Consider the following 445-nt stretch of genomic DNA (forward strand, 5'->3'; position numbering starts at 1 on the left):
GTCGAACACCGTGCCGTCCGACCACTTGACACCGGTGTACTGCACGAGGACGGTGTCGCCCGAAGCCACGACCGCGCCGTCACCCTTCTTCAGCGTTGCCAGCTCGAGGTCGGCAGGGGCGTCGCCGTCCGGGATCTCGATCGTCGGAGCACCGTCATCGGCCAGCGTGACCTCGGGCATGCCCGCGACGGGCTCCTGCGGCTCCCCCCATGCGGCGTTCGGAACGGTGGCGATGAAGTCGAAGACGTAGACCTGGCCGGGGTTCGGGTCGGCCGGCGGGTACGCCACGACGACCCGGGTGCCGGGGGCCGCGCAGCCCAGGATCTGGCCCACCGGGTTGTCGGGCGAGATCTGGACCGGGAGCACAGGGTCTTCGCCGTAGCCGACCGAGCCGAGCTTCTCGCCCGTTTCGGAGTTGAAAGCGGTCAGCGCGTAGGTCACGAGC

Annotated in this window: 1 protein-coding gene; it reads right to left on the bottom strand. The window is 69.9% G+C overall.

From position 1 onward, the window contains the following. On the bottom strand, positions 1 to 445 hold a 445-nt coding region (locus D7Y13_RS46400), incomplete at both ends, for an FKBP-type peptidyl-prolyl cis-trans isomerase (protein WP_439329269.1).

Origin of the sequence: Corallococcus praedator (assembly GCF_003612125.1) — a bacterium.
Lineage (GTDB): Bacteria > Myxococcota > Myxococcia > Myxococcales > Myxococcaceae > Corallococcus > Corallococcus praedator.